Source organism: Pseudorhodobacter aquimaris (assembly GCF_001202025.1).
Lineage (GTDB): Bacteria > Pseudomonadota > Alphaproteobacteria > Rhodobacterales > Rhodobacteraceae > Pseudorhodobacter > Pseudorhodobacter aquimaris.
Genome location: NZ_LGHS01000003.1, coordinates 1 through 7,387, shown reverse-complemented (window position 1 = coordinate 7,387; position 7,387 = coordinate 1). Strand labels below are relative to the sequence as shown.

The following is a 7,387-nucleotide window of genomic DNA, read 5'->3' as shown; positions in this document are numbered from 1 at the left end:
GCAGTTAAGTGCCGCCGCGCCAATGGTACTGCGTCTTAAGACGTGGGAGAGTAGGTCACCGCCAAACCTAGTAAGAAACGTAACTCTCATAACGATGACAAAATAAACCCCAAATCAATAAAATGGGGCAAATAGGGCCCAAATCTGCGCCCAACCGTCGCGGGGTGGAGCAGCCCGGTAGCTCGTCAGGCTCATAACCTGAAGGTCGTAGGTTCAAATCCTACTCCCGCAACCAAATTACCTAACCTTTCCAAATGGTTAGAATCCGACAAAAACACTTGTGTATAGCCCGCGCAAAAACGAGTCAACGCTGAGTCAACGTTTTAGAAGTCCCCCTGAAAAGTGGGGGCTTTTTGCGTTTTGCCATGATCAGTCGCGCTGGTCCTCAAAGGGCACCACAACTGCATCCTAGTGGGTGTTGCTATGCAGAACCAATATCGGTCAGAAGCAGAGATACGTTTCTAAACGATGGCGTCATTGGACAGCTTGGTCCTTTTGGTTGTGCTCGTGGCTGCAAAGGTCATGATTGCCCAGCACTTTAATCACGCGGCAATCTGCGATTGTGCCCTGCGCGCATTGGACGATCATGCGTTCCAGCTCAACTTCCAGTGCCCGCAAGCGGACAAGGCGATCCCGCACAGCGACAAGTTGTGCCTTTGCGATCTGGTCAGCCGCCGCACAGGATTGATCGGGGGTGTCGGACAGGCTGAGCAGATCGCGGATGGCCTCCAGCGTAAAGCCCAGATCACGGGCGTGACGGATAAAGGACAGTCGGTCCATTGTGGCGGTGCCATAAAGCCGCTGGTTTCCGGCACTTCGCTCCGCTTCTGGCAATAGACCGATCTCTTCGTAATAACGGATCGTCGGCACCTTGACGCCGGCAGTCTTGCTCAACTTTCCGATGGTCAGCATGAAGAAACCTCTTGAACCTCTAGTTGCTAGAGACATTAAGCATGGGAATCAATAAGAGCAATGCCTTGACCAAACCGGAGACAGATATGACCACGCCACCCCTTGACCAAACCGATAGCAGTTGTGAATGGACCGTTTCCGGCATGGATTGCGGATCTTGTGCCAACAAGATCAAGGATGCCGTGGGGCGGCTTCCGGGCGTGTCTGGTATCAGCGTGGCGCTGATGACCGAACGCCTGCGCTTGACACTGGATGAGGCGCAAACGCCACGCGCGCGGGTTGAGGCGACGGTCAAATCGCTTGGCTACGGCATTGCACCAAAGGGTGAGGCCGCCGCGCGCAAGGGGTTTGTAATGCCCGAGCAGGCGGGTGCGCAGGATCATTCCGATCACGACGGCGATGACCATGACCCTAAACCCAGCCCTGATGCGGGTCACGGCAGTGCAGGCCATGTGCATGATGACCCCGCCGACAGGGGCAAGCGTTGGTATCAGACCTCCAAGGGCCAACTGGTCATCGTGACCGGTATTCTTCTGGTGGTCGCCTGGGGCATCGAACTTTTGACTTCGTCCGAGATCGGCTATTGGGCGTTTTTCATCGCCTGCCTCATCGGTGTAGCACCCGTGGCCAAACGGGCCTTTGCCGCGCTGCGCGTCGGCCAGCCTTTTACCATCGAAAGCCTTATGACCATCGCCGCCATTGGCGCGCTGTTCATCAACGCAGCAGAAGAGGCGGCGCTGGTGGTGTTCCTGTTTGCGGTCGGCGAAGTGCTGGAAGGGGTTGCGGCCAACAAAGCGCGTGACGGCATTCGCGCATTGGCAAACCTTGTGCCCAAGACAGCGCTGCTGGAGGAAAACGGCGTTACCCGTGAGGTGCCCGCTGAAACGCTGACCATAGACCAGATCGTTCTCGTGCGTCCCGGTGACCGTATTCCAGCAGATGGCGATATTGCATCTGGAACCAGTGGCATCGATGAAAGCCCGGTGACGGGCGAAAGCGTGCCGCGCACCAAAGGTCCGGGGGATGCTGTCTTTGCAGGCTCGATCAATACCGAAGCCGCATTGCGCGTCACGGTGACCAAGGCCGCGCAAGACAACACGATTTCGCGCATCATCCAACTTGTCGAGGAAGCCGAGGAGGCCCGCGCGCCGACCGAACGCTTCATCGACCGGTTCAGCCGTTGGTATATGCCTGCGATCGTGGGTGTGGCCGCGCTGGTTATCCTCGTGCCCCCCCTTATGTTTGGTCAACCGTGGGACACGTGGGTTTATCGTGGATTGGCACTTCTGCTGATCGGGTGCCCCTGTGCGTTGGTGATCTCGGTGCCTGCGGCGATTGCGTCGGCCATGTCTGCGGGCGCGCGCAAGGGGCTGTTGATGAAGGGCGGGGCGGTGATTGAGGCTGCGGCCAAGACCACCCATGTCGCTTTTGACAAGACAGGCACCCTGACGCATGGCCGCCCGGTGGTGACGGATGTGGTGACGCTGGGGCCGCTGGATGAGAGCGTCGTGCTGTCGCTTGCCGCAGCGGTTGAATCAGGGTCCAGCCATCCGCTCGCCTTGGCGATCTCTGGTAAGGCCAAGGATGCTAATGCCCCTGCAGTGGCGGCGCAAGACGCCCGCGCGATCCCCGGCAAAGGGGTCGAGGCGGTGATTGATGGCGCATCTGTGTGGGTTACCAACCCCAAATATGCAATGGAACAAGACGGTCTGGACGGTATTGGGTTGCGGCGCGCGACAGCGCTGGAGGAAGAGGGAAAGACGGTTGCTGTGCTTTACCGCGCCCGCGAGCCGCTGGCCTTGTTTGCGCTGCGGGACGAACCGCGCCAGGACGCCGCCGATGCTGTGCGCCAGTTGCGCGCCATGGGGATCACCCCGGTGGTTCTGACAGGCGACAACCTGCGGACGGCTGCGGCCATAGCGGGCAACCTCGGAATTGAGTTTCAAGCGGAAATGATGCCCGAGGACAAGTTGACGGCGATCAAGAAGATGGGTGAGACCGGTCATGTGATGATGATTGGTGACGGCATCAATGACGCGCCCGCGCTGAAACAGGCGTCGGTTGGCGTGGCGATGGGATCGGGCACCGATGTGGCGCTGGAAACCGCCGATGCCGCCATTCTGCGTGACCGGGTGACGGATGTGCCAGCGCAAATCCGGCTGGCGCGGGCGGCGATGGCCAACATCCGCCAGAACGTGACGCTGGCACTGGGGCTGAAAGCGGTCTTTCTTGTAACCTCGGTGTTGGGGATCACCGGGCTGTGGATTGCCATTCTGGCCGATACCGGCGCCACCGTGCTGGTGACCCTGAACGCGCTGCGCCTGTTGCGCTTTAACCCTGAGCGGGAGGGTTGAGGCAATGCCATTGTCCGGATGTTCGGGCGGGCATAGCTCAGCTGCCGCTAAAACTCACCTCGCTGGATCAGGGCCACGTTGCCGAGAGTGATGAAAGCCGATGCGCAATATTGGTTGCAATGACAATCGCTACAGGAGATAGCCCACTATGAGGCTTCGACATATACAGATCGGACTTTGGATCATGGCCGGGCTTGCGGCCCTGGCCTATGGTGCCTTGATTCTGCGACCACAAATGAACGCGCAAACCCAAGAAACCACGTTTCAGCCTGCATTTTCTTTGGCCGATAGCGCAGGCCAGCTTCGCACAACAGACGAATTCGCGGGCAAGTTTCAGCTCGTCTTCTTTGGTTTCACCAATTGCCCCGATGTCTGCCCGGCCACGCTGTCCGAGATGGCGCAGGTGATGGACGATCTGGGCGATGCTGCGGCAAAGGTGCAACCCATCTTCATTTCGATCGACCCGGAGCGGGACCGCAGGCTGGGCATTGACAGCTTTACACAAGCCTTTCACCCCGAAATTCTGGGTTTGGCAGGCGACATCGAGGCCACACAGGCCGCCGCCGAAAGCTTTAGGATCTTCTTTGCGCGCGAGGATGCGCCGAATGCCGCAGGTGGCTACACCATGTCGCATAGCTCAGCCCTTTACCTTATCGGCCCGAAAGGTGATTGGTTGCGCCAATACGACTACGGCACACCCGCCACTGAAATACTTTTCGATCTGAATACGAGGTTGTGACCAATGAAAAACACCGTTCTTGCCCTGTCACTCTTGTTTGCGGCCCCGATGGCACAAGCCTGTGAAACTTTCACAATTGGCGATATCAGCGTCGAACACGCATGGTCCCGCGCCTCCATCGGCACCGATCGGCCCGGGGTTCTGTATCTGGAAATTACAAACAACGGCACCACGGATGACGCCCTTACCGGCCTCACAACACCCGCTGCGAGCATGCCCATGTTGCACGAAACCGTTGTCACTGATGGGATAGCGTCGATGCCGCATGCCGCATCGGTTCCCGTTCCGGCGGGCCAGACAGTGGTCCTGTCGCCTGGCGGCTTTCATGGGATGCTCATGGGCCTGACCAACGTGCTGAAGGAGGGCGAAACCTTTCCGATCACTTTGACGTTCGAGCAAGCAGGCAGCCTTGATGTCAGTGTTGATGTTCTGTCGATGCGGGTGGAGGCGGCGGCGTGCGACGACGCCAAATAGTCCTGTCCCTTGCCGGATTGGCAGGGGCTGCGGCTTTCACGCTGGGGCTGGGGGCGTGGAGGACGCGCAACCGCTCCGTCCATAACCCGCTTTTACCATTGCCCCTGACATCAATGGACTGGCGTCTGATAAATCACGTCGGGCAGGAGGTCACACCCGCAGATTGGCGGGGACGCCCTGCAATGGTGTTTTTTGGCTTTACCTATTGCCCCGACGTCTGCCCGACCACGCTGCTTGATATCGCCGACTGGTTGGAGGCCCTCGGCCCGGACGCGGACAGGCTGACGACCGCCCTGATCTCGGTCGATCCGGAGCGAGACACGCCGGATGCGCTGGCAAATTACGTATCCCATTTCGACCCGCGCATCATCGGCCTGACTGGAAGCGTGGGTGCTACCGCCCGCGCGGCCGCTGACTTTCGCGTCAGCTTTAAGAAGGAGCCTGCGGGCGACGGCGACTATACCATGAACCACACAGCGGGCGTTTTCTTATTTCATGCCAACGGGCAATTTGCCAGCATCATTGACTTCCATGAGGATCGGCGTTTCGCTGTTCCAAAACTACGCCGTATTCTGGCCTGAAAAGGAGCTAACTATGCCAATTACCACCTTCACACGCCGCCACCTGATGCTGATTGCCGGGGCCACAGCCATCGCCCGCCCAGCCTTTGCCGCAGGGGCAGCCATCCATGTCGTCAAGGATCGAAACTGCGGATGCTGCACGGCTTGGGTCGATGTTTTGCAGGCTGAAGGCTTTACGGTCACCACCGAGGACAGCCTTGGAACATTGCTGATGCGCTACAAATCGGACAACGGCATCCCGCAGGACATGATCTCGTGCCATACCGGTCGGATTGATCAGTATATGCTTGAAGGCCACGTGCCACCGTCCGATATTAGACGTCTTCTGGTCGAGCGTCCGGACGCCATCGGCTTGGCCGTTCCTGGCATGCCCTACGGCTCACCAGGGATGGGTCCGGAAAGCGAACGCGAGGAATATGACGTATTCCTGATCCGGCGCGACGGCACGACCGAAGTCTTTTCGCGTTATGAGGCTGCGTAGACCCATCGTGCCGTACAGGGTTCCGGCACACATTCACATCTTGCCTGTCCTTAAGGAATGGTAGTGGCGGCTCTGCATACCTTAGATCCAATGTGACGATTCTATCGCGCGTTCTTTTTTGGCGAATGGCAATACAGCAAGTGCATCAAGCCACTGTGTTCTTTACTTGTATGTAAGATGATTTGCCTCGACCTCATTGGTTTTGCGGAACATGTTTACACTAGCGCCCTAAATCGCGCGCGACAGGCGGCGTCGGCGTGTACCATGATATGCGTACGGCAAACCCCTGTGCCTTGGAAATGTCGATCCGTAAAATGGACCGGGCGTGGCTCTGCGGTTGGGGCGTCTGGCGCTTCCTGCAGGGCAATCTTGCCTGGCCCGTCTTTCACCTGCACGCCCGCGCTTGCTCGCGCAGGACGGCATAATCGCTGAGCATCCGCATCACCATCGATGTTACTGATAGCATTTCGACTTCAGCCGCAGCATCTGCTTGCTCGGTCGGGCTATAGTCGACAACTGGAGGACAAGCTGCCTTCGAGTCAGAACTGCCCGCCCCGCATGCGCTCAACCAGAGCATCGCGATCAGCAGGCCGACGGCTGGCGGCGTCCAGCATTTGGCGTTGGATTTCATGGGTATTCTCCGATGTTGAAAGGCGTTCAGCCAGCCGCCCCGTGCGTTCCCCCGCGCGGCGAAGGTTGAGCAGAAACAGGGCGAGGGTGCCGATGGCCAAAAACAAACCCAGCGATCTGCGCGCCGGGGCGCTGGCGAGAATGGTGGGGATCCAGCCGATCATCGCTGGCCTCGCTTCCAATCATCGATCCGGGCATGGATTGTGACAGCAATGCCGATCAGCGCCACGGCGATGAACAACCAGCGCAGTGTGTCGAGGTAGGGCACCAGGGGCAGGATAGCGGTTTGGGTTTCTGCCAAGACGTCTTGCGCCGCTTCAACACCGGCAGCGCCGACAGTAGCAACACCCGCCGCGCCACCGCCTTTCAGGGTGCGGCTGTCGGCCAGGACCTCGCGGGCAGGAGCGATCTCCGGCACGAAGGGCGTGGCGCGAACGGGGAAGGGTTCGCCCCAGCTTCGGGCTGGCCCGAGATCGATGTGCATGAAGCCTGAACGAGGGTATGTACCAAAGCCGAGAAAGCCAACTGCGCGGGCGGCTTCGGCAAAGGTTGCCGGATCATGGTTTGACATCGCAATATCAAACGCCGTGCCCAGCATGTGCTTGGAGGCCGGAGCACCGCCGACAGCGCGGTTGTGGCTGGGGCTGCGATAGCCGGAGCGCACGATCAGCGGTTTGCCCAGCCGATTGCGCAGGGATTGCAGCTTGTCCATGGCTTCGGTGTTGATCTTGATCGCGCCGGTGCCACGGCAGGCGATCTCGGCTGGGGAGAAGCTGGGCCAGCGCCAGGCAGATTCAGGCACATCGCGGAAATGGGCGTAGGTCGTGGTCGGCATGGGGTTCTCCAAAAATGCAAAACCCGCCTCTGGGGCGGGTGGGGGACAGGTCAGGGGTGGTCTTGGGGGCGCGTCAGTCGGTGCGGCCGCGCTGGAAGGCCTCAAACATCAGATCGCGCATGGCGCGGATGTCGGTCTCGATGCGTTCCAGCCGGTCGGCGTCGCCCTTGCGGTCCTCGGCGCGCTGGCGGTCCACGCGGTTGCGCTCGGCGAGAAGTTCGCGGTCAAGCCGGACCAGCATCGCGTCATTTGTGAACGCTTTGCGCGTCACGGATGCCAGCAGGGCGATGATCCCGCCGATCAGCGCAGTGATAGCTGCGGTCAGGCCATTGTCACGGAAGGCTTGCGCGATGGTTTCAAAAAGGTTGGGCTCGTCACTCA

At 59.5% G+C, this 7,387-nt stretch carries 9 protein-coding genes and 1 tRNA gene; 6 read left to right on the top strand and 4 right to left on the bottom strand.

What is annotated here, in order from left to right; translation table 11 throughout:
• Positions 1 to 158: 158 nt before the first annotated feature.
• Positions 159 to 235 (top strand) — tRNA-Met (locus tag AKU94_RS00075).
• A gap of 239 nt (positions 236 to 474) precedes the next feature.
• Here AKU94_RS00075 and AKU94_RS00070 read toward each other — a convergent pair.
• Complete coding sequence (locus AKU94_RS00070; protein WP_050525334.1) at positions 475 to 912, bottom strand: MerR family transcriptional regulator; 438 nt, start codon at positions 910 to 912, stop codon at positions 475 to 477.
• An 86-nt stretch (positions 913 to 998) separates the two neighbouring features.
• Here AKU94_RS00070 and AKU94_RS00065 point away from each other — a divergent pair, with 86 nt between their 5' ends.
• From AKU94_RS00065 to AKU94_RS00045, 5 genes are all read left to right on the top strand, one after another.
• Positions 999 to 3,266 (top strand): heavy metal translocating P-type ATPase, encoded by a 2,268-nt coding sequence (locus tag AKU94_RS00065; protein ID WP_050525337.1) that lies wholly within the window; start codon positions 999 to 1,001, stop codon positions 3,264 to 3,266.
• Between the two features lie 148 nt (positions 3,267 to 3,414).
• Positions 3,415 to 4,005, top strand: a complete 591-nt coding sequence (locus tag AKU94_RS00060) for an SCO family protein (protein ID WP_050525333.1) — start codon at positions 3,415 to 3,417, stop codon at positions 4,003 to 4,005.
• Between the two features lie 3 nt (positions 4,006 to 4,008).
• Positions 4,009 to 4,479: a copper chaperone PCu(A)C gene (locus AKU94_RS00055; RefSeq protein ID WP_050525332.1), complete on the top strand. Its 471-nt coding sequence runs from the start codon at positions 4,009 to 4,011 to the stop codon at positions 4,477 to 4,479.
• Positions 4,461 to 5,060 (top strand): SCO family protein, encoded by a 600-nt coding sequence (locus AKU94_RS00050; RefSeq protein WP_050525331.1) that lies wholly within the window; start codon positions 4,461 to 4,463, stop codon positions 5,058 to 5,060. Before AKU94_RS00055 ends, AKU94_RS00050 begins: the two co-directional genes overlap by 19 nt.
• A 13-nt stretch (positions 5,061 to 5,073) precedes the next feature.
• Positions 5,074 to 5,541: a DUF411 domain-containing protein gene (locus AKU94_RS00045; RefSeq protein WP_083444860.1), complete on the top strand. Its 468-nt coding sequence runs from the start codon at positions 5,074 to 5,076 to the stop codon at positions 5,539 to 5,541.
• Positions 5,542 to 6,080: 539 nt separating this feature from the next.
• Here the strand turns inward: AKU94_RS00045 and AKU94_RS00040 are convergent.
• The 3 genes from AKU94_RS00040 to AKU94_RS00030 form a co-directional block, all read right to left on the bottom strand.
• Positions 6,081 to 6,335 (bottom strand): hypothetical protein, encoded by a 255-nt coding sequence (locus AKU94_RS00040; protein ID WP_050525330.1) that lies wholly within the window; start codon positions 6,333 to 6,335, stop codon positions 6,081 to 6,083.
• Positions 6,332 to 7,006: a YcbK family protein gene (locus AKU94_RS00035; protein ID WP_050525329.1), complete on the bottom strand. Its 675-nt coding sequence runs from the start codon at positions 7,004 to 7,006 to the stop codon at positions 6,332 to 6,334. Before AKU94_RS00035 ends, AKU94_RS00040 begins: the two co-directional genes overlap by 4 nt.
• 73 nt (positions 7,007 to 7,079) lie before the next feature.
• Positions 7,080 to 7,358: a hypothetical protein gene (locus tag AKU94_RS00030; RefSeq protein WP_050525335.1), complete on the bottom strand. Its 279-nt coding sequence runs from the start codon at positions 7,356 to 7,358 to the stop codon at positions 7,080 to 7,082.
• Between the last annotated feature and the right edge of the window lie 29 nt (positions 7,359 to 7,387).